This is a genomic window from Vibrio sp. 10N.261.52.C2 (assembly GCF_041471425.1).
In the GTDB taxonomy this organism is placed as follows: Bacteria; Pseudomonadota; Gammaproteobacteria; order Enterobacterales; family Vibrionaceae; genus Vibrio; species Vibrio crassostreae_C.
Map to the genome: position 1 here is coordinate 1 of NZ_JBFROH010000033.1, position 25,888 is coordinate 25,888.

The window sequence follows — 25,888 nt, forward strand, 5'->3', positions numbered from 1 at the left end:
GTACTTTTCGCCATTTTTTGGAGGGTGTCAGCATTAAAGAATTGCTTAAATTGCTTCTGTAAGGAGATAATCGTCATCGGCTTCACTATTGATGTAGGTAGTTTGTTTGGCGACGATTATCTGATCATAAATGAAGCCTTTTTTCTATCTAAATAAACAAGTTAGCTCTTAAGATCCTGTCTATGAGGGTCTGTTAACTTTTAGTGGTTAAATTTTGTTCGAGATAGAATCGTTTTAGGCGCGGCAAGGAGTATGTAGCCTAGTCATTCTAAGTTAATACTTCTTAACAAAGCATAAAACGATTCTAGCCGAACCCTTCGGGCAGCCTTTGTGGTTCATTTCTACTGCGTTATCGGCTTCTCATGTAGGCTAGCTACACTTCAAAGCCTCTGCCTTGTAGAAATTTCCCACAAAGTGCTGCAAAAATCAGCTCTAAAGGTCAACAGACCCTAGACGTTCACCAGAAACGACACTCATTAAAAAAGGCTCACTAGACGTTATCTAGTGAGCCTTTTTGATTTCTCTGGATTAGCTTTTGGAAGACTTGAGCTTATTAGCCTTCAGAGTTCAGTACGGCATCTAGCTTCGCCATCGAGTCTGAGAAGTAGGGGTTGTAGGTCAAACGCGCATGGTTCTTCCCTTCTTCACGATAGCCCCAAGCTGAGTACCAAACCTCACTGGTTGCATTGCATTGTTCTTCAAACCCTTCTGCCTGACCATTGGAGCAAATCTTCTCGCTACCATTGATTCCGTAATAAGGGTTGTTTGGTGAGAACAGTAAGCCCATGTGAGAGCCGTTCGAGATGCGTTGCTCTGGGATCTTCATGCTGTACTGAACAGCGCGAGGATCCTCGAGAGTCGTCTCTCCTTGCCAAACCAACACATTGTTTGGATTCGGCATAGATTCAGTAAAGGCTTGCTGAACGTAGTTGGTGTCAATCACGCTGTCGCCTTCACTCATCATAATAAAAACTGGTTTATCGAAGTGTTTATCTTGTAAGTCACCACGTACGACTTCTGATGTCTCGTAGTAAACCGATGCACCATTCATTGGCAACGAGTTGTAACGCAACACATTGTCTTCAGGATCTTGATCCGCCCAAGTGACAAAGTAGCTTGCTAGTCCCGCGTATTGAACGGCAGACGAGCTCGGTTGAAACGCAGGTGAGAACAGCAGTAACCCAGAGATCTTTGGATCGTTCATCGCCTGTGAAGTCACGAGGTTCGCGCCGGTTGAATAGCCGCCTAGCCAAACAGAATCATACTCTTGCTCAAGTAACTTCGTATGATGAGCCACCACACCTTGCCAATCTTCTAGGCTCGGCTGCATTAAATCACCCACGCGACTGCCGTGACCCGGAAGTAATACGGTTCTCACTAAGTAACCTTGCTCTGCCAAATGGGTAGCGATGTCTTTAAATGAGTAAGGTGAGTCGCCTAATCCATGAACCAATAATACCGCCTTGCCGTTTGGCGAGGTTGGTTGATACTCGGTTGGTGAATTGAGTTGGATCTCGAGTTGCTTGTCTTCCGTCATGAACACGCGGTTTTTCAATAACCAATCTTGTGTGTCATTGACGTAGGCATCAAAGCTGTCTTGCTGATAGCTAGGCAAGTCTGGAGATGTTTCGTAAGCGGGTATCGGTGTCTCGTTGGAACAACCAACGAGACTTAAAGTCGTTAAGGCCAGCAGTGCTAGGAGGGGCTTTCTTTGCATTATGTAATCTTGTCTCTGTTGTGCTTTCACTATGTCTGAAACTAAAGTTTAGGTTACTTTTTGCTTGAAAGGTCTTCGTATTCACCTTCAATAACACCGGCATCATTGGTTGATGACTGACGAGTGTTCATATGAGCTGCGAAACCTTGTTTCTTCATTTGATTCTGAATGCGCTTGCCAGTAATTAAAGCTGCAATAGCTAAAGGAATAGCAAGGATCAAGCTTGTGAATAACGCCAAAAGGCCAGTAAACAATGCAACAATCGTAACTAATATATTTTTCATATTCATTCCTCTTTTTCTATGTTGTTACTTTATCGCTTCTATTCTGAACGAAACATGAACGCCGTTAATAAATCTCTGAGAGTCACTATGACACGGATGTGTGCTGTTAGGGAGTTTATATGTAGTCATAATCACGCACTAAAAACATGGAATAAAACTAAGTTTAATAAAATCAATATGTTAAAAGTTGGCACGCTTGATGCTCTATAGGGGTTGGAATAAGTCACTGTAAGCAAAGTACTTACAGTTAATAAAAATTACTGGAGCCCTTATATGTTCTGTATTCAATGTGAACAAACAATTCAAACCCCAACCGTAAAAGGCTGTTCTTTCGCACAAGGTATGTGTGGTAAAACTTCGGAAGTATCCGACCTTCAAGACGTGTTGGTGCATTCTCTTCAAGGTGTTTCTTTTTGGGCCAATTTGGGCCGTGCGTGTGATGTTATTGATACTGAAATCGACGAGTGGGCGCCAAAAGCGTTTTTCGCAACACTAACCAACGTTAACTTCGACCCTGCTCGTATCATCGAATTCGCACAACAGTCCCATGAATTCAAGCAGCGTTTAGAGCAACAGGTTCGCGCGGCAGCGACATTGATTGGTTTTGAGATCCCAGCGCTTTCTGCTGCTGCTCAATTCGACCTTCCAACGGACTCTTCAGAGCTATTGGCGCTTGCCCCTCAAGCGGCGGTAAACCGTGGTCACGACTCTCAACACGAAGATGTGATTGGTCTTCGCCTTCTTTGCCTATACGGTCTAAAAGGTGCAGCAGCTTACATGGAGCACGCACGTGTTCTTGGTCAAACTGATAATGCTATTTTCGCTGAATACCATGAAATCATGGCGTTCCTAGGTACAGATCCATCAGACCTAAAACAACTGTTAGATACGTCTATGCAGATCGGCTTAATGAACTACAAGGTCATGGAAATGTTGGATAAAGGCGAGACAGATACCTTCGGTCACCCTCAACCAACAACCGTGAATGTGAAGACGAAGCGAGGTCACTGTATCCTTGTTTCTGGTCACGACCTGCATGATCTAGAAAAGATCCTTCAACAAACGGAAGGCAAGGGCATTAACGTTTACACCAACGGTGAGATGCTACCTGCACACGGCTACCCTGAACTAAACAAGTACCCACACCTTGCGGGTAACTACGGCAGCGCTTGGCAGAACCAGCAAAAAGAATTTGCGAACTTCCCAGGTGCGATCGTAATGACATCTAACTGTCTGCTTAACCCAGATGTGGGCTCGTACGCTGACCGCCTATTTACGCGTAGCATCGTAGGCTGGCCGGGTGTTGCTCACCTTGAAGGTGACGATTTCAGTGCAGTGATCGATTGTGCTCTTGCGCAAGAAGGCTTTAAGCATGACGAGATCGAGCAAATGATCACTGTCGGTTTTGGTCGTAACGCCTTGATGGAAGCAGCGCCTGCGGTTGTTGAACAAGTGAAAGAAGGCAACATCAAACACTTCTTCCTAGTGGGTGGTTGTGACGGCGACAAATCTGAACGTAGCTACTACACAGATTTCACAGCTCAAGCGCCAGAAGATTCAGTAATCCTGACATTGGCATGTGGTAAATTCCGTTTCAACAAAAACCAATTCGGCGACATTAACGGTATTCCACGTCTGCTCGATGTTGGCCAATGTAACGATGCATACTCAGCGATTCAGCTTGCTCTTGCGCTGTCTCAAGAGTTTGATTGTGGCATCAACGAACTACCACTAACACTTGTTCTTTCTTGGTTCGAGCAAAAAGCGATCGTTATCCTGCTTACTCTGTTCGCACTGGGTGTGAAAGGTATCTACACAGGCCCAACAGCGCCTGCATTCCTAACTGAAAACCTACTAAAGATTATTCAAGACGAGTTCGATATGCGTTCTATCTCAACGCCAGAGCAAGATCTTAAAACAATCTTAGCAGCTTAATCTAAGCCCACTCCCAAGCCCCGTTGTTGCTGTTCTCTAGGAACGTGCAGCGGCGGGGCTTTTTAGATTTAATTCTTTAGTATCAGTGAGGTGTGTGAACTATGTATGCATGGTCGGATAGCGATTCAATCAATTTAGTGTGTTTAAAGAAATGGCACGAGACGCCAGATACGGTCAGCTTTGAGCTTGGCAGTATTCCACAAGATTTACATTTCAATTTTAAGCCCGGTCAGTTCATCACCTTGGGTTTAGATATGCCGACGAAAACGGATTACCGTGCTTATTCCGTGGCTTCTTGCCCCGAAGATAACCGCCTGAAGTTGACGGTCAAGCGTGTGGAAGGTGGCTTGGTTTCGAACTTTATTGTTGATGAGCTTGATGAAGGTGACGAGGTTTCTGTGTTGAAGCCGGCAGGCTCGTTTAACTGTATTGATTGCATGCCAACGGCAACAAAGAAAGTAACGCTAGTGAGTGCGGGCTGTGGCATTACACCCGTAATGGCGATGGTAAAATATTGGCTGTCTCAAGACAGTGACATTGAGATTGATTTCGTCCACATGGCACGCAACAAGCTTGAGACTATCTACTTTCAAGAACTTCATCAGCTCGATGAATCACATGCGAATTTCAACTTAAAACTGCTGTTAAAAGACAACGAAGGAACAACCGCCCCTCAAGGTCGTTTAGATAAAAACTGGTTGGTGAAACTGAGCCCAGATATCTTAGATAGAACGGTTTACCTGTGTGGGCCTGTCGGCTTCATGCAAGATATTGAGAGTTATCTGAAAGAGCTTGAGTTCAACATGGATAACTTCTATCAAGAAAGCTTTACTCCTGCTACTCAGGATGCTCAATCAGAAGCGTCAAACGCCGAAATTGCTGACGATACGAATAGTGCTGTTAAGGTATTTGTGCCTGCGTTCGGCGCTGAAGTTGAAGCGGAAACTGGCACACCATTGGCGGATTCATTAGAAAAAGCAGGCGTTCCAATTATTATCGCTTGTCGTAGTGGGATTTGTGGTTCGTGTAAATGCAAAGTGACCAAAGGATCTGTGGAATCAAGCAGCCAAGAAACATTGACGCCAGAGCAGATTGAACAGGGCTACGTGCTTGCATGTTCAAGCTCGATTCAGTCAGATGTTGAGGTTGAGTTATAACAGACGTAAAGCTGTGCAAGAGTGATGAAGACAAGATCTTATTATAGCGATAAAAGTTAGGGCGCTAGATGTAAAAAGGCCACCTAGATCAGTTAGAGAGAGCAGATCTAAGTGGCAACCCTCTTGTTTATACGGGGGAGTAAAACAAAAGGGGTTGCGAAGTCCATACAGACTTCGCAGATATAGTTATTATGTTGTGGAGCTTGTTGCGATGGACGTATCTACAAGAGCGAAGTTAATTAAACTTCTGGGTATGTCTTGTAGCGTACACCCATCATCTGTTCCATACAGTGAACAACTTGGCAGCTGTAGCCAAACTCGTTATCGTACCAAATGTACAGCACGGCACGGTTGTCTTGTGCGATAGTCGCCACACCGTCAACCACACCTGGGTGACGAGAGCCAACCAAGTCGGTAGATACAATCTCAGTCGAGTCTGTGTAATCAATTTGTGCAGACAAAGCAGAAGACAGCGCCATTTCACGCAGGTACTCGTTCAACTCTTCTTTGTTTGTGCCTTTCTCAAGGTTTAGGTTCGCAACTGCCATTGAAACGTTTGGCGTAGGAACGCGAATCGCATTACCTGTTAGCTTACCTTCCATTTCCGGCATCGCTTTTGATACTGCTTTAGCAGCGCCAGTCGATGTCAGTACCATGTTCAATGATGCAGCACGACCACGACGATCACCCGAGTGGAAGTTATCGATTAGGTTTTGATCATTGGTAAATGAGTGCACCGTTTCGATGTGACCAGACAGCACGCCAAACTTGTCGTGAACCGCTTTCAATACTGGCGTGATTGCGTTAGTAGTACAGCTTGCTGCAGAGATGATGGTGTCTTCTGGCTGAATAACATTTTCATTCACACCAAATACCACGTTCTTGATGTCGCCTTTACCAGGTGCAGTCAGTAGCACTTTCTTCGCACCGTTACACGCAACGTGTTGGCTCAGGCCTTCCGCGTCACGCCATACGCCTGTGTTATCAACCACAAGTGCATTTTCAACACCGTAAGCCGTGTAATCCACTTCTTCTGGTTTGTTTGCGTAGATAACTTGGATGAAGTTACCGTTAACGATGATCGCTTTGCGTTCTTGGTCTACAACAATGCTGCCGTTGAATTGGCCGTGTACAGAGTCACGACGAAGCAGGCTTGCACGTTTTTCTAGGTCGCCATCTTTGCCGCCGCGTACAACGATTGCACGTAAACGCAGTGGGTACCCCGGGCCACTTTTCTCGATCAACAGACGAGTTAGCAGTCGGCCAATACGACCAAAACCGTACAATACAACGTCACGAGGTTCTGTCATTGCATCGCCTTCAAGCGATTCGATAAGTGCAGTTTGTAGGAAATCATCCAACCCATGTGTGTCTTCGCGATCTTGCCAGAATGAATGCGCAAGACGACCAACATCAACGCGGCATGGAGACAAGCGCATTGATAGTAGATGCTGGATAATTGGTTGAGTTTGTTCCGCGGTTAGCGGTGAGCCAGTGTAACGTTTTGCGATGCGGTGAGCTTTGATGATGTCGATAGTAGTTGCGTTAACTAAGGTCTTACCGAAGAGGATAACTTCTACGCCTTTTTGGCGGTATAACTGACCTAAAGTTGGAGCGATGGATTCAGCAATAGTTTGACTAGTTTGCCAGTCTAGGAGGTGCTTTTCGGGACTCATCTTTACTCGGGACCTTTCACGTTAAGTTTCTGCAGTCATGGCGGTTGTAGGGAAGCCAATCAGCATAGGGGGTTGAGCTATCAAGCGGTGGTCTTTAGTGCCACTTAATTCTGCTTGAATGCGTTGTGTGTAACTTGTAATTTTTATGTGGCAGGATTGTAAGGTACGACTGGTTATTCTGCTAGGAAAAATAAATGCAGACAAAATATCTGTAAATTGACTTTGTATTAGCCAAAAATCAAGATTTGAACGTAGATAAAGACTATTTACTTTAACAATCTGTAGCACTTATTTTTCGTCAAAAAATACTCAATTCAAAGGATAATATGTAATACAGGTTATATTGAACATTAAAGGTGTGATCGTTAACTCAAGTTACACGTAAACAGTAAACGATAAATAAGGGAATTAACGAGTATTGATGTTCGACCTTTGAATAAGCCTAGCTTGAGTGTGAAAAGTGCATCACGCAAACGATTGGATGTCACAATTTTAACCTAACTATCCACTTTGTTAGCACGCAGAGTCATTATTCACAGTCTAGTTGAGCCGCAGAATGTGGATGTGTACTTGTTATGCCGGTGATAATAACTGGAGAAAACGTCTTTTGTTTACATTTTGCTCACTAAAACCTCGCTTGCTTACATCTCATTTGTAGAAACCTCCTCGAGTAGACCTCTCTCACGTAACGTTCACTTGTCTAAAATCGGCTTGTCTCAATCTCACTTAGTAAAGCAGACTCCTCCGCTTTAAAGCTCCGTTCTGGATATCAGTTGGTTCTAATTTTTCGTTCTGGGCTCAGAGTAACGTTTGTTCATATCCAATTTGATCAATAACCCCCTGTTAATGTCCTATCCTTAATCTGGGCTAGGTAAATTACTTTCGGGAAGGGAGTAGTTATAAAAATGATAAATATGTCAATTAGATGGCGTCTTATTTTTCTTTCTACGGTTTCTGTACTCATTATGTTTGGGTTTACAGTGAATGAAGTGCTTAAGAACGAAAAGAAGATGAATCACCTTGAAACAACCCGTATTAAGGTTGAAGCGCTTCAATCTTTTAATACGATTTCAAGTGATGCTTATCGATGGTTGGTTCTGTCTAATGACTCTTCAGAGAAAGGTCTGCTGCTTTTAAAACTGAAAACTGATTTGACTAGGCTAGCTCAATACGAGAAACAGCTTCAACAGTTCGACAGTAATTGGACTGTTGAACCAAAGCTGGTTGAGCTTAAGAGCGTATTAGAGAGACTCGCCCGTGTAACCTCCAGTATTAACAGGGACGCGTCACAGGTTACTGATAACAACACGCAACTGACAGAGCGTGCCTTCGACTTGTTAAAAGGCGTGTTAATGGAGCTATCTGAATATCGTATTAACATTGTGGATGAAAAAGTCAGTCAAGCTAACGCGATGTTTATCAATCTTACTCATTATGTGTTCTGGACTCAGCGAGAAGCGTGGCTGAGTTACCGTTTGTATCGCTCTCCGGAGCTGATTGATCAATATTTATTGAGTTATGTTGGTGCTTTAGAAAGGCAGCTGCAATTATTAGATACGTTTTTCCGATCAGGTAGTCGCTCGCCTGAAATTAGAAAGCTACTAAATACGTTTTCTAAAGATGAATTTCAAAACCGATTTACCGATCGAATCCTCAAAGGTGACTTCTCTTCACCTGAAATATATGAACATGTGGAAGGTTTAGAACGAAAGAAGTTGGCGATTTCAAAGGCAGTGGGTGCTTATACCAAGCAATTACAGTTTGATCTGACCAACAATATAGCGCTACAAAAAAAGCAAACCCTGATCATGACTTTGCTTATTCTTGCCATTTCAGGTGTGTTGTTGTGGCTCGGTGTAGCAACGTCTCTTCGCTTAAATCGAAACTTATCGATTATCCTAAGAGGGGTATCTGAATGCGCAGATAGCTACGGTGAACCTAAGGTGATTCAGATTCAAGGGAACGATGAACTCACCGAGTTCACTGAAACTCTAAATCGAGTGATGGAGCGTAACTACTTTCACAATAAAGAGTTGATAACAGCAAAAGAAGACGCGATTTCGGCCAATAAAGCCAAAAGCGCATTTTTAGCCAATATGTCACATGAAATACGCACGCCACTTAACGGGATCATTGGCATGGCTGAGATCTTATCTCAAAGCCAACTGAGCCCAAATCAACAAGAAGTACTGGGGGATATCGAATCGTCTTCTCACTCTTTACTGGTGCTGCTGAATGACATACTCGACCTGTCTAAAATCGAGTCGGGTAACTTGATGTTGTCACCACACAATGCTGATTTGCGAGAAGCGGTTTATGACTCTGTGAGTGTGATTCAGTCGAAAGCGATAAGTAAGGATATTGAGCTCGACATCAATATCGATTATCAAACGCCGTCACAACTGTTTTTCGATGAGTACCGCGTGAGACAGGTGCTGACCAATCTGCTTTCTAATGCCATCAAATTTACGTCTAAGGGCACAATTACAACTGACATTGCTTATACACCTATGTCTATGGGCAGGGGCAAGCTTGAATGCAGCGTGTCTGATACCGGGATTGGGATTGAGCCCGAGAAGTTAGAGTCCATATTTGAACCTTTCACTCAAGAAGATGGCAGCATTACCCGTCAATTTGGCGGTACGGGGTTAGGGCTTGCGATTTGTCGACAGCTTGTTGATTTGATGGGTGGTTACATTACCGCGCGTTCAGTGAAAGGAGAGGGCTCTACATTCACTTTTTGTTTGTATGTCGATGTTGTAGAAGCGCCTGTTCAAACTTTCGATAACCTGAGCCGAGCGACCATCATCTCGAACTCTTTCAATTACCTCGATCAGCTCGTTAAAGAGTGTGAGCGTTTGAATGTTCGAGCCAATGTGGTGTCATCCATTGCTGCTCTTAGTGAAAGTGTAAAAGAAAGTGACTTCATACTTTATTGTCATACCTTGCACCACTCTATGGAAAAAGATCTTGCGACGTTGAAGGTGATATATCCTCTTGCTCGCGTCATCGTTTGTCAGCATCACCTATTTAAAACCAACCTAATCAGAGAAACGGTCCACTCGACTCATACCTTGCCATTCTTGGGCCGACGTTTCTTAACCAGCTTACAATCTCTCGATGTGGGCGAAGAGCAAACGCCTCAAGTGGAAGCAAAAGATGAAGAAGTTCGCTCTCTGAATCGACGCATTTTGATCGTTGAAGACAATCTGATGAATCAAAAAATAGCGAGCTTCTTCCTTGAGCAAGCGGGTTATGAATATTTGATTGCCAGTAATGGCCAAGAAGCGGTGGATGTCATCACCCAGGGTGCTCAGTTTGATGCAGTCTTAATGGACTGCATGATGCCTGTTATGGATGGCATAACGGCGACTCGTGCGATACGTCAGTGGGAAGCCGATCAACAAGTCACACCATTACCCATCATAGCTTTAACCGCCAGTGTTCTAGAAGAAGACATCAAAGATTGTTTTGAAGCCGGTATGAACGCCTACTTACCTAAACCCTATAAATCTCACCAGCTGTACGATCTTTTCAGTAGCCTTGATATTGTCTAGGGCTCCCGTATCAAGGCTAGCGCGGCGCTACTTAACGAACTTCCAATCCAAGGTTGTATTGTGCAAGGCAACGACCGACATAGCTGATGTTCAGCAAGGCTGCGACTAAGATGGTGCTGATGTGGGCGACGATTTGAATTGGCAGTGAGAAGTGATCGGCCATTGGATAAGCAACAATAATACTGAGAAGCATAAGCAAGGTTGTGATAGCTAGACTGAAGTTTGAAACAGAAAGCAGAGTTTGAAAGCGTTGAGTCATCGTCTTCATATTGAATTCCTAATTGCTATTAATAATTATGATACTTGTTATTAATATCAATTAGCGTTCCAGTTTTAATTTACATTTAAAATCATAATCTTATGTAATTTCGCTTGTTTTTAGAGTCTAAGTGACACGTGCGAATTACAGGTCTTTATGACTTGATCGTGTTTCTTTACCATTGTCTAAACCCACAAGTATCGATGTGGAATCGAACACCTGAATATAAACCAAGCCCAACATTATTTTTTTGCCCGAATTCCGAATGAATATTTTTAAGTTTCACGTGTAGATCTTCGCGAGTAATGTCATTTGCAGGCACTAGGTCTAAGGCACAAAACTCTAAGTGCTTACTTCGCAGTGCACCACCAGCTTGTTGATTGTAGATATCGGTTCGCTCTCCAGATACTGGTATAACAACACCGATTTCAGGCTCAATATATTGTTGTATGTACTTCAGGGTATTGATCATGTTTGGCACATGTTTCTTATTTGGGAGGGTAAACAAGGTTGTATTACTCATTGCCCAATCCGTCCCTTGCAATAGAACGAGATGCAGAGGCATGCTCTTAGTAACGCCATTGTCCTTGAGTTGTTGTCCGATTGCTCTCACTTGGTCTTGAGCGTGATTAAGGAGCATCCAACCTCGAAATGCTGATCGGGTCGGAACCTTGTAGCCATGAACATCGACCACGAGATCGTCATAAGTGATTTCGGTTTCTTCGGTATAAAGTTTCTCAAATTTTTCAGGGTAAGGTTGTGTCGTTGATAACGCCAAGGTTATCAGAATACTTCCGTACATAAAGTCTCTCCATCGCTAGTGTACACTCGTTATTTAGTTTGATACTGCTGTTGAGTTTCATTCATTTTGCTTAGGTACGCTTAAGCCTAGACGGTTAGGTTTAGATGCTTAAGTATAGACGCTGGAGTTTAGGTAAAAAAAACCCACTACTAAGAGTGGGTTACTAACATTGTTACAAGTAAATTAGCGAGGTTAGATTACTTCTTACCTTGGATTTGCTTGTCTTCTTCTGTCAGTTCACGAATGCGACGGCTGATGTCACGGCGAGCTTTAGAAATCTCAGCGCTCTTGATGATGTGGTCATCAACACGGTCTTCGTAGTCAGCTTTCATATTTTTGATAATGCCTAGGATCTCGTCGTGGGTCATCTCTGGCTTGATGTAATCAAGTAGGTTATCAAGAAGGTCGACACGCTTACGGTTGTCACGAACTTTCTTTTCGTTGTCTAAAAGTTCACGCTTAAGTTTGTTCTTACGTCGTGCTTGGTTAACAATTTCAAATACGCTGCTCATAGATTCCTTTTCCTATTCGTCAAATACGTTGTCTGCTTCTGATTAAAGCACATCAATTGATGATGTAACAGTCTTTAGATCAAAGCAAAAGTAAGGTTGTTTAATTATTCGTCACTCTCGCTGATGTGTGATTGTTTTTATCTTACCGTTCAAGTTAGTATCCCATGTAGATACTGCATTGATACGAAATGTGAAATGAATCAACAACAATTGGAAAACGAAGAATTGGACGAGAATGTCACTGAACCTTCAGCAGAACAAAACAAGCTTCGTGATGCGTATGTACAAGAGCGTACTTATTTGGAAGTCGTGGAAATAGAGCTAAACCGTTCTAAGATCATAATGATTGATGAACAGGGCAGAAAGAAACGAGTACCAATTTTGTCTGAACACTAGTTACTGCATTGTTAGGTGTTGAGATGGAATTATCAAAATAATAAAAAGGAAAAACGATGAACACAGTACTTTCCCCAATTGAAGCGAGAATTATCGGTTGTTTGATCGAGAAAGAAGTCACTACTCCCGATCATTACCCACTGACACTGAACAGTTTAACCACGGCATGCAATCAAAAGAGTAACCGTGAACCTGTTCTCTCTCTTTCTGAGTCAGATGTTTTAGATGCAGTTGATGGTTTAATCGGACGTCGCATGGTGAGTGATGAGAGCAGCTTCAATAGCCGTGTTAATAAGTATCAGCATCGTTTCTGCAACACTGAGTTCGGCGATCTGCAATTTACAGAGCAAGAGCGTGCAATCATCTGCTGTATGTTACTGCGCGGTGCGCAAACACCCGGTGAACTTCGTACTCGAACGGGTCGCCTTGCAAACTTTAGTGATGTGAAAGAAGTAGAAGCAACATTAGACAAACTCGCTGCAAGAGAAGCAGGTGCCTTGGTTGTGAAGCTGCCACGCGAAGCGGGTAAACGTGAATCACGCTACCAGCATTTGTTGAGCGGTGAAGTGGACGTTGAAGCGTTTGCGATGGCATCAGTAAGCGCGGCTGCCCCCTCTGCAACGAGTGAAAAGTTTGAAGAGCTTGAGTCTGAAGTTGCAAGCCTACGAGCAGAAGTGGCAGAGCTTAAGGCTCTGGTTGAATCACTGCTTTAAATGTCAGATGCTGATAAAAATGCGGATTGGGTCGTGTACTTGATCCGCAATCGTCACAATGCCCTTTATTGTGGCGTGACGAACAATCTAGAACGTCGATTTGAACAACATCAAACCGGTAAAGGCGCCAAAGCTTTAAAAGGTAAAGGCCCACTTAAGCTGGTTTGGAGCTTTGGTGTTGGCTCAAAAAGTGAGGCGTTGAAAACCGAATACGCGATCAAGCAGTTGCCCAAATCCCGCAAAGAAAAACTGGTATCACTCAAACTGATTATTGAGTGGCAAAAAGACAAAATTCAATATATCGAAGTCTCATAATTCATAGCTAAAATGTTTGTTATTGATTAAATCTTAATAGTGTAAGGAGCTATATCGGCTCTAGCTAAGCTTATGAATTTAAATGGTAATTACTCTTACCGTGAATGGGCTGAAATCATAATTTAACTCGTTGTTCTTAATCTCCATTCCAAATTAACATATTGCTCATTTAGAATGTCGTTCTAATTAGTGTTAGACGCTATCATTTATCATCGTTGTCCTACATAATATCCATTAGCCATACAAAGAGATGGTGTCATGCTAGGTTAAAAAATGAGCCAAAGTAGCTCATATAAAACGAGAAAAATATGAAACGTTTACTGATGTTGTTTGGACTTGCCGTATTTTCTGCGTCCGCTCTCTCCCATGGTACTCATGTCCTCAATGGGTACTGGGAATACCAAGATTATCTTTCCACTTTTCCAGAACAAAGAGCATTGACCGATAAAATGGTCGAGGCTGTACAAAATCACCCTGTGCCACTGAGAAGAATCCAAGACAAACCAATTACGATTTCCGTGGTGTATCCGGGCCAACAGATCTCGGATTACTGGGTTCGCAATATTCAAGCTTTTGAGAAGCGTCTCGATAGGCTGAAGATCCGCTATCAAATAAATCAAGTGTTTACCCGTATTAATGCCGATCTCGCGCAGCAGAGTATTTCGTTGCAAGAAGCGATTGAAAACAAGACGGATTATTTGATTTTCACGCTAGATACCACGCGCCACCGCAAGTTTATCGAGCACGTGTTGACCTCTACAGACACCAAACTGATTCTTCAAAATATCACGACGCCAGTGCGAGCTTGGGCAGATAGACAGCCATTTATGTATGTGGGTTTTGACCATGCGACAGGCAGTTTAAAACTGGCGGACTATTTTAAACAAGTAAGTCCGCCAGACAGTAAGTATTCTGTTTTGTATTACTCACAAGGCTATATCAGTGATGCGCGTGGAGATACTTTTATCCATGAAGTGAATACGGATACCAACTTTACCCTTAAGTCTTCGTTTTACACAAAATCAAACAAAGACAGTGGCTACCAAGCGGCTAAAATCAGCATAGAGAACGATAAGGATCTAGACTTTATCTATGCATGTTCAACGGATGTCGCTCTCGGTGCAATGGAAGCGATTCGTGAATCGGGCCAAGACATCTTAGTGAATGGTTGGGGAGGCGGCTCTGCTGAACTTGAAGCCATTGCAAGGGGCGACCTAGATGTTACTGTCATGCGTATGAACGACGATACAGGCATTGCAATGGCAGAGGCGATCAAGTGGGATCTAGCCGGTTTGGAAGTGCCTACCGTTTACTCTGGTGAATTTGAAATTGTCACCAAGGAAGATTCCCCAGAACGTATTTCAGAACTTAAACAGCGAGCATTTAGGTACTCAGGTCACTAATGAAGAAAAGTTACGCCAGTACACCTAGAAACACTTTAGCTAGACTCATTACGCGTATCGTTATTTTGGTGATAGGCGTGATGGCACTTGGCGTGCTTATTCATAATTATGAAACCAGCAGTAATATCGTACAGCAAGAGACGAATCGAACGGTACAGCAAACCTCAAGCCTGATCCAAAACATGTTTGATTATCGTTTGTCGGTGCTGCAAATCCATCAAGACAGTAGCTCACACAGTGAAACTCTCAGAGAGCACTTTGATACGGGTAATGACGAGACTCTGAGCTACTTTTTCTTTGGTGTTGACCAACGTGAACCGGATCATGCACCAGATTTACGCTTTGTCTCAACCCACGATGGTTTGGCTTGGGAAGACGGCAACAGTCAATTTTATGGTTTGGATGAGTCCAACTTAAAGCATATTTCTGATGAGGTTTCGTTCAGCAGTAATTGGCATTTTATTAAACTGAGGACAGATATAGGTAAGCGTCACTTGTTGGCTCGCCGTACCCCTATTGTTGATAACGCTACTGGGGAAGTCCTTGGTCAACTCTATATCGCCATTGTGCTTGACAACAACTTCTCTTTGGCTGAGTCAATCCAACAGGGCAGTAATAGCGAAAATATCGTGATTGAAGCGCACGGTACACCGGTGACATCGACATTCAGTGGTGATGAAAGCTACACCATTACTGACATCCTCAATTACCAAATGTACGAACAGTTGCCGCGTCATTTCGTTACCATCGCAACCATTAAGATTAATGCTGTTGAAACTCCTTTAATCATTCGAGCTGTTCAAAAAAATAATAATTTCATTGCGTTAGAAGAGAATTATCAGCGTGCGATCATCGTGGTGATTGTGGTGATCATATTGATGTCTTTTTTTGCTCGAACTTGGATTCAAAAGAGAGTCTCAGCCGAGCTTGATAAGCTAATGGACTTTACTCGTTCGGCAAGTGCTAGCGAAGAGTACAACAAGTTCGATGGCTCTAACATTTTCGAATTTCATCATATTGGTTGTACTCTTGAAGACACCTTTGAGCGCTTATCTGAACAGAATCAAAAATTCCAAGATCTCTTTAACTTTGCTCATTCGCCTATCTTAGTTTGGTCTGAAAAAGGCGATTTGATTCAGATGAACCCCGCCGCTCGCATGGCGTTGTTCGATGCTGATGACAATTATGGTCCAATTGCCCAAGAGTTTGAGCAGCGAATGCTGCCTAATATTCAAATGGTGGTTCAGGGTTCTAAACTGACGGGTATTAACGTACCCATTGGTGAAAAGGTGTTTCGTTGGAACATGTCTGCTATTCGCGTGGAACACGGCATCACAGGAGTGGTGGTACAAGGGCAAGATATTACTAAGCTAATCGAGGCGGAAAGACAGGCTGATCGAGCAAGAGAAGAAGCTGAGCATCTTGCGAATGTGCGAGCAGACTTCTTAGCTAAGATGAGTCATGAGATTCGCACGCCGCTCAACGGTATTCTCGGTGTGTCTCAGCTGCTCAAGCGCTCTATGCACAATGAAGATAATCGCGAGCAGGTGGATGTACTGTGTAATAGTGCGGAACATTTACTGGCGGTACTTAACGATATCTTGGACTTCTCAAAGATTGAGCAAGGGCAGTTTAATATTCAAAAGAAAGACTTCCGTTTAGGGGAGTTAGTTAATACCTTAGACAGCATCTATCGACCGCTGTGTGAAGATAAATCCGTCGAATTTACCATTGTGAATCACTTGGTTGATGACATTGAAATCAATACCGACCAAGTACGCCTCAATCAGATCATGTTTAATCTGTTGAGTAATGCTTTTAAATTCACTCATCAAGGCGGTATCTCCGTCAGCTTTGAGCTCGAGAGTATCTTTAACTCCGATCACGCCAGCTTGATCGTTCGAGTGAAAGATTCTGGCATTGGTATTGATGAAAGCAAAATTGATGCTGTTTTTGAACCCTTTGTTCAAGCCGAAGAGACCACCACTCGTGAATATGGTGGCACTGGTTTAGGACTTACAATTGTAAAAAATCTGGTCGATATGCTGGAAGGGGACATTCAAGTCCGCAGCGTGATAGGTCAAGGCTCAGAGTTCACGATAGAAATTCCTGTAGTCGTACACGCCAAGCCGCTATTAGTCGATGCTAAGCAACAAGCTGAGGTTGAGCCAGAGGCGTTGTTTAGTCGACCTTTGAATGTGTTGCTGGTGGAAGACAATCACACCAACGCCTTTATTGCTCAGGCTTTCTGTAAGAAATATGGCATGGTCGTCACCTGGGTAAAAGATGGCTTAGAAGCGATTGAGATGGCTAAGACGATTACCTATGACTTGATCTTGATGGATAACCAACTCCCTAATCTCGGTGGTGTTGAAACCACTCAGCAGCTAAGAGGTGAGATTGGTGTGTCAGCCCCTATTTATGCGTGTACCGCTGATGCTCAAGAGTCAACTAGAGACAGCTTTATGGCCGCAGGGGCGAATTACGTGATTGTAAAGCCGATTAAAGAAGAGTCGCTCCACCAAGCGTTTGTTCATTTCAAAAACTCATACTGGAATGACACAGAGCACTAGGCTTTAACTTAGTGCTCTTTAATGGAGTCTGTTGAAGAGAAGTAACTAATTTTCTGCCTTTATATCGAGCCAGCGACAAAGGCTTGTTCCAATAGCAGCGTTTTCAACTCATCACTCATATCTAGGTGTTCAGGGAATTGGATACCTAGCAGCCAGCCTTGTCTTTGCCTTTTCTTACTTACCACCTTGTAGACAAGATCGTCATCTAAGTACTCATTTAAGTCAGAATTAACTTTTATCTTCCAGCCGACATCAATATCTGATTGCTGGGTAAGATAGATACCGCACCCTGACGCTGAAAAGTCGACTAGTGTGGCATCCAGCGACAAGGTATCAAAAGTGACTTCACAGCTGAGACGTACTTTATACCTTTCGTGTTCACGAATAGGCTTGGTTGCAAAGTTTGAGGGTGGGCGAAGGAAGATTAGATGTGCTGGAGAGGTGATATGAGCCAGTACATTGGTTTTGAACGCGACAATGTGCCCAAGTTCGGTGTCGGTAATCGCACGAACAATAATATCAACGTTTGTGAGCTTTCTCAGCGTCAGTGCTTCTGTCGCTTTTTGCGTAAGCTCTAGGATGAGGTACTGATCTTCTTTGTGTCCGATATAAAGTGTACTGATCTGGATTGAGTCGTCTGGGCCAAATTCCAATACACCTGCTGTTTTTGTACCTGGCTTTAGGTATCTGAACAGTTCTAAGTTTTTATCTTTATGCATATTCGTTACTGAATAATGTTAATCGTTTGATAAAATAATATAACGCCCTGATAAAACTATGTCATTAGTTTCATTGAAGTAATTAGCAGCGTACAACAAAAAAGTGAATCGCTATCTCAAGTAAACAACGGCTTACTCTTGTCGTAAAACAAGATACACTGCTGACAGATATATACTTGATGGAGAAATAGTAAATGGAACTGGAAACCTTATTGAATACTCTGGCTGAAACCCCAGAGGCCGTGCAATTTGAAGATACAATGCAAGTGATCGAAGCTCACTATGATTTTTCTGAGCGCGAATTTCGCAATGGTGAGGTAGTGAACGCTGCAGGGCAGAATAATGGTTCGTGTAAGATTTTTGCTTTTGGTTTAGAGCAAGGCCTATCAGCAGAGCAAACACTTGCTTGTTTTGGTCAATTTTATCGTAACGACGTGCTAGGTTTTCCTGAGAACAGCGACCATCAAAATATTCGTAACTTTATGGTTCATGGCTGGAATGGTATCCAGTTTTCTCAGCCTGCGCTGGTTGCAAAAGTGAAGTAGACACTAACCAGGTAACGATTAGGTCGAAATTTAATCTCAGTATTTTGAAGCGAGAAAACAACCTCTCGCTTTTTTTGTCTATGTTGAACTGGCTAGTAACTTGCTATCCAGTAACTTACTAAATGGGCTCTAAACTACTGAACGGGCAGGGCAGACAAGCACTTACGACACATACAAACTCCAGCCTTTGGAATATCGCTAGTATCTCGTTTTTCTAACTCAAAACACCAACACGTCTCTTTGCCCGCACTGATATCGCATTGAGCTGGCTCATTACACTGTGGACATTGGTGAGTCGAACTCGCGCCACTAAGATTATCCATAACCGACGTTTGCTCTTCTTCAGATAAGCCTTTCCAACCTATAATTTCATCCATTGTTCGAAAGCAGCCACTACACATTCCGCCATTATTTTTACAAGCCGCTCGGCAAGGTGTTTTCATTTCTCTAACCTGTGATTCATTTGGGCTGAAATGTAGCATATTTGTTTCTTCTTGAAGAGCCGTTAAGCTAAGAAATTACTCAGTTAAATTTAGAAATGACCTCGTAATTTTTAGGCTTTTCATGTAGCATCTCGCCCCTTTTGTTGAGTGGGGGGATATTATGTTTATTGGATTTGATTATGGAACAGCGAACTGTTCTGTCGCGGCGATGGTTAATGGAGAGCCAAGCCTGTTACCGCTAGAAGGTAACAACCACTATATTCCCTCAACCGTGTTTGCGCCTACTCGTGAGAGTGTTTCTGAACATCTATTCCGCCACTTGAATATCAAGCCGAGTGATGCGATCGGTGAACAAGTACTACGACGTGCGATTGCGCTGAACAGAGAAGAGAGTATCGACTTAGTGCCAGAAGACATGGCATTTGGTCAGGCTGCGTTGGACTTATATTTAGAAGACCCTCGCGATGTTTATTATGTTAAGTCCCCTAAATCTTTCCTTGGCGCGAGTGGACTGCATGATGTGCAGGTGAGCTTTTTCGAAGATTTAGTGTGCGCCATGATGGCAAATATCAAGAATCAAGCCGAACTCACGACTCAAGAGCAGATCAAGCAAGCTGTTATCGGCCGACCAATTAACTTCCACGGTCGAGGTGGTGAAGAGGCGAACAGACAAGCTGAAGACATACTGTCTCGCGCAGCTAAGCGTGCCGGTTTCCTTGATATCGCTTTTCAATTTGAGCCCGTAGCCGCAGGCCTTGATTACGAAAGCACATTAACTGAAAACCAAACAGTATTGGTTGTTGATATTGGCGGTGGTACCACCGATTGCTCATTATTAGAAATGGGACCAACGTGGTCTGGTAAAGCGGATCGTACCCAGAGCTTGTTGGCACACAGTGGGCAAAGGGTAGGGGGGAATGACCTCGATATCTATCTTGCATTCAAACAACTGATGTCACCTTTTGGTATGGGCAGCAAAGGCATTTCGGGTATTGATATGCCACTGACTCAATTCTGGAACCCAATTGCGATTAATAATGTTGAAGCTCAAAAGAACTTCTATTCAAGAGAAAACCTAGCGGCATTAAAATTACTTCGTAAAGAAGCGTCAGAGCCTCAAAAGCTAGAACGTTTGATGAAGGTTTATCACGACACTTTGGGTTACGGTATTGTGCGTAGAGCGGAAGAGGCCAAGATTGCGCTGGCAGAATCCCCTCAATATCGTGCTGCGATTAATGTTGCCTCTGAACTGGTCGAGGTAGATATCTCAGTCGAACAGATGGTTGAAGCGATTGAAACACCAAAGTCTAAGATGATTGAGTTGGTTAAAGAAGCGATTCAACAAGGCCAGAAAAAGCCAGACGTAATCTACATGACGGGTGGTTCCGCTCGTTCACCGATACTTCGTGAAGCCGTACAACAAGCTGTGCCGAATGTACCGATTGTGAGTGGTAATTACTTCGGTTCAGTAACTGCAGGTTTAGCTCGTTGGGCTGAGGTTTGCTTCAAATAAGAGTTCAATGATGAGTTATGAAGGGCAACCAGTCGCTGATTGGTTGCCCTTTTTTTGTTTTTCTCTAATGAACTTTCTATTGAACGATTTTTCCTAGCTCATATTGGGATTTGTTTCACAAAGCTAAATATTTCAGCTGAGCTCTACGTGTTACAAAATGTTTCAAAGGCAAAGGCGAGCCTCTCGATGGTCTGATGAGTTACCTTGGGTTTAGATTTTTAATGCTTTTTTAGTGATTATAAAATCAAAAATAATCAAAGTATTTATCTCAAAGAATGAAAAGAGATCCCAGCAATTGTCGTGTTAATCAACTGTTTTAAAGGGTATTTTTGTTTTTTATAGTGCGATTTTTTTTATTTTATATATTTTAATGCAACTTTCTTGTCATTCGTATATTAGGGTTTGCCTACTTGTTAAATGCAGGTAACAACTTCTCCGTAAGCACGAGGTTGTTAGTGAATAACTCACCCAGTTACATAATGGATATGACAATGAATAAGAAACTTTTAGCGCTAGCAATTTCTGGTGCAGTATTTGGTACACAGGCAGTTGCAGTAGAACTTTACAACGAAGACGGCACAACATTCTCTGTTGGCGGCCACGTTTCAGTTGCAGTTGGTGATGTAAACAGCGATGACCGCCTTAACAGCGACGACATCGGTGTAGAAACTGTTTCTCCACGTATCAACTTCGGTGCAACTCATGAACTTGGCAACGGCTTTACTGCTGATGCTAAAGGTGAATGGGCGCTAAACATGCTAGACGGTGGTGATCAGTCATTCACAACTCGTCTTGGTTACGTTGGCCTTTCTCACGATGATTACGGTCGTGCAGCAGTAGGTACTCAATGGGCACCTTACTACAACGTTGCTGGTGTAGCAGATATGCCAATCGCATTTGCGAATGACTTCATCTACGAAGATCACGGTAATCTAGGTACTGGTCGTGGCGAAGAGATGGTTAGCTACGGCAACGCTATCGACTTCGGTAACGCTGGTTCTCTAAACGCAGCTGTTGCATGGCAAGGTCGCAAAGCTGATGGTGCGAACGAATACGGCAACCGTGCTCAAATCGCGTTGAACTACGCGATCGCTGATTTCACTGCAAACTACGCATACAACACAGGTGACGTAACTTACGCTCTTGCTGGTTCACAAACTGCTGATTCACATGTAGTAAGTGCAACTTACGGTTCATACGGCGCTGAAGGTTTATACCTTGCTGGTGTATACGCAATGAACAACTACATGAACTCAGGTAACGGCCAGATTCTTGAAGAGTCAGTTGCAGTTGAATTGCTTGCATCTTACGCGCTTTCTAACAGCCTTAACCTAAGCGTTAACTACGAAGCGGTAGAAGACGATAAGAAGAGCGAAACAGTATTCTCTACAACAGCTCTACAAGCTGAATACAACTTCACATCTCAGTTCGTAGGCTTCGCTGGTTACCAATTCGACCTACAAGGTTCTGGTGAGTACAAAGAGAAAGCTGACGACCAATGGCTACTTGGTGCTCGTTACTACCTATAAGTCGCAGACTGATTTAGCATAGTGTTTACTCCTTAGGTTTACCTTTTAGGATACTGTCCTAGACACCATGCTAAGCCCTCTCAAACCTTTTGGTTAGAGAGGGCTTTTTTCGTTTTGGGCTTTTGTCTTGAATGGTGATTTCGCACTATTGCGACCTTCGTATAAACGCTTTCAAATCATCGAATTGAGCTAAAGATCAGAATTTAGATCTTAGTAACCATCTTGTCGAAGACTCTCATTTTATGATGCGTTAAACTCTCCACTCAAAAAAAATAGTTCAGGGATAAACTATGAGCAGTGTTGTCGATCAGGAACAGCTGATGAATTCGAGACGAACAGCAACCCCAACTAAGGTGCTGTGTGTTGGGCGTAACTATGTCGATCACATCGAAGAACTCAATAACGCAATCCCAGACTCTATGGTGGTTTTCAATAAACCAAGTACCAGCGTTACGTCATCCCTGTCTTCTTTTCATCAAGAAGCGCTGCACTACGAAGCAGAAATCTGTTTTATTGTTGAAAATGGCCAGTACTCAGCCGTGGGCTTAGGGTTAGACCTCACCAAGCGTGAGTTGCAAAGTAGCTTAAAAGCGAAAGGCTTACCTTGGGAACGCGCCAAAGCTTTTGATGGCTCAGCCGTATTTAGTCGCTTTGTTCCAATTGATAACTTAGACCTTGCAGACTTAAACCTAGAGTTGTTTATTAACTGTGTTCGTGTTCAGAAAGGACATGTTGAGCAGATGCTTTACTCTCCAAAAACTATCCTAGAAGAGCTGTCTTCTTATACCACCTTACTAGACGGCGATGTTGTGATGACAGGTACGCCAAAAGGTGTTGGGGCCGTACATCGAGGCGATATCTTCCTTGGTCGCCTAAAGTGTGGCGATACGACATTGATTGAGATCGAATGGGTAGCAAGTTAATTAGTCTTTTCTATTTAGTTAATAAATTGGCTTTGTCGCTTAATGTTGGTTTTTAATTCGATTAAATAAACGTCGAACAACTGATTGCATCTGGAAGGGTGTTGGTAATTGATATAAAATCCGCCTCCGTTTTTATCAATGCTGACCCTCATGATCGACTTAACCATTTTACCTGTCTACCTGACTGCCGTTGTTGCACTTCTTCTTTTACCTGGCCCTGATATGTTACTGATTGCGAGTTCAAGCATGAGCTATGGCCGTAAGGTCGGCGTGTTTGCAAGCCTAGGTAATGCGACTTCTGGAATCATTCTGACAGTATTAGCGGCTATGGGTGTATCAGCGTTGATCGCAATGAGCCCAATAGCGCTTAAAGCTCTACATTTGTTAGGCGGCGCGTACTTGTTGAAGATGGGATGGGACTGCCTGCGAACAGAGCAGGGTAACGCGCCTGAGTTAAGCGATAACTTTGCAGCAAAAGCCTACTATCAAAGAGCGCTAATCAGTAACCTGCTTAATCCTAAAGCCTTGGTTTTCTTTGTGATGTTTCTGCCTCAGTTTGTGTCGACGAATATTGAAGCGACTTCCGGTCAGCAGATGCTTGTTCTGGGTTTATTACTGAATGTTCTCGGCTTAACGTTTAACTTTTTGCTGGTGGCGTTAGTGGGTACGATTGGTAAATCTCTCGTAGAAAACGCGAAGTTTCGTACCTATCAACAGAAAGTCATGGGCGGAGTTTTCATCGTGTTAGCTATCTGGATGTTGTCTTCTTTCTTTACTTCGTAGACCAATCAAATCAGACATCTTCTCGTGGTTAGCCGCTGAGACAAAAATGGACGCTACGAGCGTCCATTTTTTATATTTAACCGTTACATGTTGAACGCGCTAAATCGCTATGAATTCAACTCTTGTTGGTGTTGTTCAATCAGTTTCTCCATGTACTTCTCACCGCGCAGGCGAGTGTCTTCGTAGGTTTCTGTCCCTTCAAATTTTGTCACCGTCTCATAGTAGACCTTAACTTTTGGCTCAGTGCCGGAAGGTCTTACGATAATGCGTGAGCCGTCTTCGAGGTGATAGATGAGTACGTCACTTGCGGGCAGGTTAATCGCCTCAGTATTACCACCAATAACAAAGCGTAAAGACGACTGCAGATCTTCAATCACTGATATAGCGACGCCATTGATTGCTTTAGGTTGTGCAGACCTAAGCTTCGAACCTAACGATGGTGAATCTGGGTCAAGCGCGATACTGCGTTGTGCGTTGGTGTGGACACCATGTTCCAACGATATCTGAGCAAGAAGATCCCAAACTGTTCGGCCTTGAGATTTCAGCTCCTCAACCAGTTGAGCGAAAACAACGATGGCAGACAGCCCATCCTTATCTCGAACCTGAGTACCAATCGTATAGCCTAGCGCTTCTTCATAGGCGAATAAGAACTCATTGCTTTCGTCTTCTAATTGCATGCCGATATTGGCTAACCATTTAAAGCCTGTCAGCGTTTGGAAATAAGTCGCCCCGTGGGATTGAGCTACTTTTTCAAGCAATGTTGAAGATACGATACTGTTACCAACTAACTGGTTTTTGGTATGAGGTTTTGATAACAAGTAATGCGCGAATAGCACGCCGACTTGGTCACCTGTTAGCATTTTGTATGAGCCATCATCTGTTCTCACTGCAACCGCAAATCGGTCTGCATCTGGATCGTTGGCACAAGCAATGTCGGCATCGACACTTTTTGCTAAGTTAACCACCAGATCCATCGCGCCTTTTTCTTCCGGATTCGGGAAGTTGACGGTCGGGAAGTTACCATCGGGCTCTCTTTGCTCGGCGACGCTGAATACCTTATGGAAACCAGAATCGTGAAGTAGATCCTCGGCCATTTGTGCGCCGACACCATGCATTGCGGTATAGGTGATAGTGGTGTTCGCCGATTCGATCTCGTCACTCACGTATGGGCTCTGATTTATCGCAGCGCGGTAGGTTTGATAATAGCCTTCAGTTAACCACACCAACTTTCCTTGCGATTCAGCGTCACTTAGGCTCATTAAAGGGAGCGGCTTGGTCGATGCGATATCGATTTCAGCGGCAATACCCGCATCGTGAGGAGGAATGATTTGAGCGCCATTCTCCCAGTACACTTTGAAACCATTGTATTCCGGTGGGTTGTGGCTGGCCGTCACCACAACGGCAGCTGCGGCGTTGAAGTGCTCAATACCAAAGGCAACGATAGGGGTCGCCGCGACGTTCGAGGTTAGATAAACCTTAATGCCTAAAGCCGTGAGTACGGAAGCGGTATCAATCGCGAACTGCTTTGAATCTAAACGGCCGTCATAACCGACGACTACACCGCGAATGGTCGCATTAGCGACATGTTCGATTAAGTAGTGGCCGAGCCCGGTTGCTGTTTCCTGTATGACTAAACGGTTCATTCGATTTGGGCCGCATCCAACTTTGCCTCTAAGTCCTGCCGTTCCGAACTCTAATCGTTGAGTAAAGCGGTCTTCAAGTTCGTCGTGCATTCCCTCATCGATGAGGTGTTGAAGTTCTTCACGAGTTCTTGGATCTGGGTCTCTCGCTAACCAATTCATTGCATTTTGCATAATCACTAAACCTATTAATGTCTGTATGACTTACCGTTGATTTAATTTAAGTGATATTAATTCTCATTTCCATGGAAGCAATCGTAAAACTCGATATAAAATAAATTCCAACGGCAAGAGGGCACGTAGATTAAGCCACTTCAAATAATTGACTGTTTAGTAAGTAAACTTACCTTGAATAATTGGATATCACTAACTAGCCTTTTACATAAATATAACAAAATTTAACAAATTCGCCGTTTTTGAATCTTTCATGGAAACCTCCAACGCTTTTGAACCGTATTAGTTCTTGGGTTTATATGAGGTCAGTAGGCTGCTCA

General features: G+C 43.4%; 22 protein-coding genes. 13 read left to right on the forward strand and 9 right to left on the reverse strand.

Translation table 11 applies throughout. From position 1 onward, the window contains the following. Positions 1-553: 553 nt before the first annotated feature. On the reverse strand, positions 554-1,717 hold the full coding sequence (locus AB4307_RS13740; RefSeq protein WP_017061778.1) for an alpha/beta hydrolase: 1,164 nt from the start codon (positions 1,715-1,717) through the stop codon (positions 554-556). 53 nt (positions 1,718-1,770) lie between these two features. Continuing rightward, positions 1,771-2,001, reverse strand: a complete 231-nt coding sequence (locus AB4307_RS13745; RefSeq protein WP_017061777.1) for a hypothetical protein — start codon at positions 1,999-2,001, stop codon at positions 1,771-1,773. Between the two features lie 273 nt (positions 2,002-2,274). On the opposite strand from AB4307_RS13745, the gene hcp reads away from it, so the two are divergent. Both hcp and AB4307_RS13755 read left to right on the forward strand, forming a co-directional pair. Next, positions 2,275-3,936: a hydroxylamine reductase gene (hcp, locus tag AB4307_RS13750; RefSeq protein ID WP_017068651.1), complete on the forward strand. Its 1,662-nt coding sequence runs from the start codon at positions 2,275-2,277 to the stop codon at positions 3,934-3,936. 101 nt (positions 3,937-4,037) lie between these two features. Then, positions 4,038-5,093, forward strand: a complete 1,056-nt coding sequence (locus AB4307_RS13755) for an FAD-binding oxidoreductase (protein ID WP_371720947.1) — start codon at positions 4,038-4,040, stop codon at positions 5,091-5,093. A gap of 239 nt (positions 5,094-5,332) precedes the next feature. Here the strand turns inward: AB4307_RS13755 and AB4307_RS13760 are convergent, their stop codons facing one another. Then, positions 5,333-6,769: a glyceraldehyde-3-phosphate dehydrogenase gene (locus AB4307_RS13760; protein ID WP_372132086.1), complete on the reverse strand. Its 1,437-nt coding sequence runs from the start codon at positions 6,767-6,769 to the stop codon at positions 5,333-5,335. Positions 6,770-7,734: 965 nt separating this feature from the next. Here AB4307_RS13760 and AB4307_RS13765 point away from each other — a divergent pair. Next, positions 7,735-10,326 carry an ATP-binding protein gene (locus AB4307_RS13765; RefSeq protein ID WP_372132116.1) on the forward strand — a complete coding sequence of 864 codons (2,592 nt, stop codon included), beginning with the start codon at positions 7,735-7,737 and terminating at the stop codon, positions 10,324-10,326. Positions 10,327-10,357: 31 nt separating this feature from the next. Here AB4307_RS13765 and AB4307_RS13770 read toward each other — a convergent pair whose 3' ends face one another. The 3 genes from AB4307_RS13770 to AB4307_RS13780 all read right to left on the reverse strand — a co-directional run bounded on the left by AB4307_RS13770 (position 10,358) and on the right by AB4307_RS13780 (position 11,899). Continuing rightward, the gene (locus AB4307_RS13770) at positions 10,358-10,594 is read right to left on the reverse strand and encodes an SMP domain-containing protein (protein WP_017061772.1); all 237 of its coding nucleotides are present in this window, start codon (positions 10,592-10,594) and stop codon (positions 10,358-10,360) included. 166 nt (positions 10,595-10,760) lie between these two features. Then, positions 10,761-11,387, reverse strand: coding sequence for a D-Ala-D-Ala carboxypeptidase family metallohydrolase (locus AB4307_RS13775; RefSeq protein WP_372132088.1), 627 nt, complete (start codon positions 11,385-11,387; stop codon positions 10,761-10,763). A 197-nt stretch (positions 11,388-11,584) separates the two neighbouring features. Then, entirely contained in the window at positions 11,585-11,899 is a 315-nt protein-coding gene (locus AB4307_RS13780) for a DUF496 family protein (RefSeq protein WP_004742367.1), read from the reverse strand. A 195-nt stretch (positions 11,900-12,094) separates the two neighbouring features. On the opposite strand from AB4307_RS13780, the gene AB4307_RS13785 reads away from it, so the two are divergent. The 5 genes from AB4307_RS13785 to luxQ all read left to right on the forward strand — a co-directional run bounded on the left by AB4307_RS13785 (position 12,095) and on the right by luxQ (position 17,299). Beyond that, on the forward strand, positions 12,095-12,295 hold the full coding sequence (locus tag AB4307_RS13785; protein ID WP_372111548.1) for a hypothetical protein: 201 nt from the start codon (positions 12,095-12,097) through the stop codon (positions 12,293-12,295). A gap of 56 nt (positions 12,296-12,351) precedes the next feature. Then, the gene (locus tag AB4307_RS13790) at positions 12,352-13,008 is read left to right on the forward strand and encodes a YceH family protein (RefSeq protein WP_017061769.1); all 657 of its coding nucleotides are present in this window, start codon (positions 12,352-12,354) and stop codon (positions 13,006-13,008) included. After that, positions 13,009-13,323 carry a GIY-YIG nuclease family protein gene (locus tag AB4307_RS13795; protein ID WP_017061768.1) on the forward strand — a complete coding sequence of 105 codons (315 nt, stop codon included), beginning with the start codon at positions 13,009-13,011 and terminating at the stop codon, positions 13,321-13,323. A gap of 308 nt (positions 13,324-13,631) precedes the next feature. Then, positions 13,632-14,726, forward strand: coding sequence for an autoinducer 2-binding periplasmic protein LuxP (locus AB4307_RS13800; RefSeq protein WP_371720949.1), 1,095 nt, complete (start codon positions 13,632-13,634; stop codon positions 14,724-14,726). Further along, positions 14,726-17,299 carry a quorum-sensing autoinducer 2 sensor kinase/phosphatase LuxQ gene (gene luxQ, locus AB4307_RS13805; RefSeq protein WP_372132090.1) on the forward strand — a complete coding sequence of 858 codons (2,574 nt, stop codon included), beginning with the start codon at positions 14,726-14,728 and terminating at the stop codon, positions 17,297-17,299. The genes AB4307_RS13800 and luxQ overlap by 1 nt, the downstream gene beginning before the upstream one ends. 59 nt (positions 17,300-17,358) lie before the next feature. Here luxQ and AB4307_RS13810 read toward each other — a convergent pair whose 3' ends face one another. After that, positions 17,359-18,018 (reverse strand): PilZ domain-containing protein, encoded by a 660-nt coding sequence (locus tag AB4307_RS13810; RefSeq protein WP_017066093.1) that lies wholly within the window; start codon positions 18,016-18,018, stop codon positions 17,359-17,361. 194 nt (positions 18,019-18,212) lie between these two features. On the opposite strand from AB4307_RS13810, the gene AB4307_RS13815 reads away from it, so the two are divergent. Then, positions 18,213-18,563: a HopJ type III effector protein gene (locus AB4307_RS13815; protein WP_017061764.1), complete on the forward strand. Its 351-nt coding sequence runs from the start codon at positions 18,213-18,215 to the stop codon at positions 18,561-18,563. 134 nt (positions 18,564-18,697) lie between these two features. Here AB4307_RS13815 and AB4307_RS13820 read toward each other — a convergent pair whose 3' ends face one another. Continuing rightward, positions 18,698-19,006 (reverse strand): DUF1289 domain-containing protein, encoded by a 309-nt coding sequence (locus AB4307_RS13820; protein WP_080582242.1) that lies wholly within the window; start codon positions 19,004-19,006, stop codon positions 18,698-18,700. A 160-nt stretch (positions 19,007-19,166) separates the two neighbouring features. Between AB4307_RS13820 and yegD the strand changes: the two genes are divergently transcribed. From yegD to AB4307_RS13840, 4 genes are all read left to right on the forward strand, one after another. Beyond that, entirely contained in the window at positions 19,167-20,519 is a 1,353-nt protein-coding gene (yegD, locus tag AB4307_RS13825) for a molecular chaperone (protein ID WP_017064846.1), read from the forward strand. 491 nt (positions 20,520-21,010) lie between these two features. Beyond that, on the forward strand, positions 21,011-22,048 hold the full coding sequence (locus AB4307_RS13830) for a porin (protein ID WP_017061761.1): 1,038 nt from the start codon (positions 21,011-21,013) through the stop codon (positions 22,046-22,048). Between the two features lie 290 nt (positions 22,049-22,338). Further along, complete coding sequence (locus AB4307_RS13835; protein WP_372132092.1) at positions 22,339-22,971, forward strand: fumarylacetoacetate hydrolase family protein; 633 nt, start codon at positions 22,339-22,341, stop codon at positions 22,969-22,971. Positions 22,972-23,121: 150 nt separating this feature from the next. Next, complete coding sequence (locus AB4307_RS13840) at positions 23,122-23,754, forward strand: LysE family translocator (protein ID WP_017068640.1); 633 nt, start codon at positions 23,122-23,124, stop codon at positions 23,752-23,754. Positions 23,755-23,861: 107 nt separating this feature from the next. Here AB4307_RS13840 and AB4307_RS13845 read toward each other — a convergent pair whose 3' ends face one another. After that, on the reverse strand, positions 23,862-25,568 hold the full coding sequence (locus tag AB4307_RS13845; protein WP_372132094.1) for a phospho-sugar mutase: 1,707 nt from the start codon (positions 25,566-25,568) through the stop codon (positions 23,862-23,864). Positions 25,569-25,888 lie beyond the last annotated feature (320 nt).

Coding starts and splice junctions, on each gene's coding strand:
- AB4307_RS13800 (WP_371720949.1), top strand. CDS start 13,632: ATGAAACGTTTACTGATGTTGTTTGGACTTGCCGTATTTTCTGCGTCC.
- yegD (WP_017064846.1), top strand. CDS start 19,167: ATGTTTATTGGATTTGATTATGGAACAGCGAACTGTTCTGTCGCGGCG.
- AB4307_RS13820 (WP_080582242.1), bottom strand. CDS start 19,006: ATGAAAACACCTTGCCGAGCGGCTTGTAAAAATAATGGCGGAATGTGT.
- AB4307_RS13745 (WP_017061777.1), bottom strand. CDS start 2,001: ATGAAAAATATATTAGTTACGATTGTTGCATTGTTTACTGGCCTTTTG.
- AB4307_RS13755 (WP_371720947.1), top strand. CDS start 4,038: ATGTATGCATGGTCGGATAGCGATTCAATCAATTTAGTGTGTTTAAAG.
- hcp (WP_017068651.1), top strand. CDS start 2,275: ATGTTCTGTATTCAATGTGAACAAACAATTCAAACCCCAACCGTAAAA.
- AB4307_RS13760 (WP_372132086.1), bottom strand. CDS start 6,769: ATGAGTCCCGAAAAGCACCTCCTAGACTGGCAAACTAGTCAAACTATT.
- AB4307_RS13780 (WP_004742367.1), bottom strand. CDS start 11,899: ATGAGCAGCGTATTTGAAATTGTTAACCAAGCACGACGTAAGAACAAA.
- AB4307_RS13840 (WP_017068640.1), top strand. CDS start 23,122: ATGATCGACTTAACCATTTTACCTGTCTACCTGACTGCCGTTGTTGCA.
- AB4307_RS13775 (WP_372132088.1), bottom strand. CDS start 11,387: ATGTACGGAAGTATTCTGATAACCTTGGCGTTATCAACGACACAACCT.
- AB4307_RS13770 (WP_017061772.1), bottom strand. CDS start 10,594: ATGAAGACGATGACTCAACGCTTTCAAACTCTGCTTTCTGTTTCAAAC.
- AB4307_RS13790 (WP_017061769.1), top strand. CDS start 12,352: ATGAACACAGTACTTTCCCCAATTGAAGCGAGAATTATCGGTTGTTTG.
- AB4307_RS13845 (WP_372132094.1), bottom strand. CDS start 25,568: ATGCAAAATGCAATGAATTGGTTAGCGAGAGACCCAGATCCAAGAACT.
- AB4307_RS13765 (WP_372132116.1), top strand. CDS start 7,735: ATGTTTGGGTTTACAGTGAATGAAGTGCTTAAGAACGAAAAGAAGATG.
- AB4307_RS13815 (WP_017061764.1), top strand. CDS start 18,213: ATGGAACTGGAAACCTTATTGAATACTCTGGCTGAAACCCCAGAGGCC.
- AB4307_RS13830 (WP_017061761.1), top strand. CDS start 21,011: ATGAATAAGAAACTTTTAGCGCTAGCAATTTCTGGTGCAGTATTTGGT.
- AB4307_RS13810 (WP_017066093.1), bottom strand. CDS start 18,018: ATGCATAAAGATAAAAACTTAGAACTGTTCAGATACCTAAAGCCAGGT.
- AB4307_RS13785 (WP_372111548.1), top strand. CDS start 12,095: ATGAATCAACAACAATTGGAAAACGAAGAATTGGACGAGAATGTCACT.
- AB4307_RS13835 (WP_372132092.1), top strand. CDS start 22,339: ATGAGCAGTGTTGTCGATCAGGAACAGCTGATGAATTCGAGACGAACA.
- AB4307_RS13740 (WP_017061778.1), bottom strand. CDS start 1,717: ATGCAAAGAAAGCCCCTCCTAGCACTGCTGGCCTTAACGACTTTAAGT.
- AB4307_RS13795 (WP_017061768.1), top strand. CDS start 13,009: ATGTCAGATGCTGATAAAAATGCGGATTGGGTCGTGTACTTGATCCGC.
- luxQ (WP_372132090.1), top strand. CDS start 14,726: ATGAAGAAAAGTTACGCCAGTACACCTAGAAACACTTTAGCTAGACTC.